Below are 1536 nucleotides of genomic sequence, written 5' to 3' on the forward strand. Positions count from 1 at the left end.
TTATGAAAATATTCCTTTGATGAAGAATGCATTACGAATAATGGCTCTAGCAACAAGCTCCTCTAACACTATAACTATGTTTTAGATATTGATGTGTGCCAATGCTTTTATTTAATAAAATTAGTTTTAAGGATGAACTTATAGTGTTGTTTTGTTCAACAATGCCACATTTTTCACACTAAAAGATACCAGCCACCAAAATTAATAGAACACATTAACCTCCCTGTTATAACCTTTTTATTATGCCTTCATCGTCTATAACATCACTGGATACAGAAATATGAAGTTACACTTTGGAAATTGGAAGGCTAATAATGCTTAGCTTTATTAAGCTACCAGAGCGCGTCCAACTCAGTGAAGTGGGTTTATCCGTAAGGCTAATCTGATCACTACCACTCATATTACCTATCAAGGTATGGATGCTGCTACAGGCAAACCATATGTGGGGTATGCCAGTATGAAAGGTCGACAAGTAGGTACTGATGTTATTAAATATCGGTATAGCAGTAATTTTGAACGCTTTAACGGAGAACCACCTAGAGTTATCTTTGAAGGTTATGGGCAAGCAGGTAAAAATATCGCCAGGGGATTAGAACAGATGCGTTTTGAACAATTGGGGGGATTAAGTGGTACGGCTAATAGACGGAATCCAGTTGGTATTGGTAATGTCAACCGGACGGATTACCTTAATGCAGCAGGTAATTATTTGAATAATAGGAAAAATGAACGGAAAGGCGACCATTGTTGATGGTTGTTTAAATAATATGGCTAAAAAAATTATTTGGAAACCCGACCACTTGGTGAATATCAAACTACGAAATAACCTTTATACCATCGGACAAATGTTAAATCGGGCAGAAATGCGCTTTTATGATATCAGTAATACGGATGGTATATGGAAAGATATTGACCTTAACGAGGTTAATATCTTGTTTCGAGTTTTTGTTGTCAACACTGTCAGTAAGTTCCTAGTACAAGATAAAATCAAGGATAAATCGGTTATTCCCAACACCCAACCTTATGATAATTACTGGATAAAAGCTTATTCCTCAATGGATATCGATCATTATCTTGGAGATGAACAGAGTTTCTTATTTATGGGTGGTAAACTGATTGATATCGGCCCAAAAGGTAATATTGGCACCACATTTGCGCCTGTGTTAAAAGAAGACTTATCGTTACTGGAAGATCGAGAACTTATTGAAAAATATGAGTTGACTAATATGTGGGCACATGAAGAGCTGAGTGAACGTTTGTGTCGTTATTTTGATTCGGGCATTAACCGTGACGACCTGAAATTTGAAGTGTTTCCAGGGTTATGGGATGACAGAGAGCAGCTGAGACCATTAACCAGTCGTTTGCCTGTACCTTTTCGATAACGTTAAGGCCAGAAATATCCTTATTATCTTTCAGGACTTTTCATTCCTTACTTTAACACATACTAATGCTGGATCTGTGAGAATTGGAGTGTATAGATATTGGCCAGCCTCTTCAATATCTATCGCTTATAATACACTTTTCTCTATTACGAAATAC

The 1536-nt window shown here is 36.7% G+C and carries 2 protein-coding genes; both read left to right on the forward strand.

The genetic code is table 11. The features are described from left to right. Positions 1 to 457: 457 nt before the first annotated feature. Complete coding sequence (locus OO184_RS24845) at positions 458 to 748, forward strand: hypothetical protein (protein ID WP_265381443.1); 291 nt, start codon at positions 458 to 460, stop codon at positions 746 to 748. Between the two features lie 16 nt (positions 749 to 764). Beyond that, a complete protein-coding gene (locus OO184_RS24850) occupies positions 765 to 1379 on the forward strand; it encodes a DUF8309 domain-containing protein (protein WP_503692334.1) in 615 nt (204 codons plus the stop codon). Positions 1380 to 1536 lie beyond the last annotated feature (157 nt).

It is taken from the genome of Photorhabdus aballayi (genome assembly GCF_026153155.1).
Taxonomy (GTDB): Bacteria; Pseudomonadota; Gammaproteobacteria; order Enterobacterales; family Enterobacteriaceae; genus Photorhabdus; species Photorhabdus luminescens.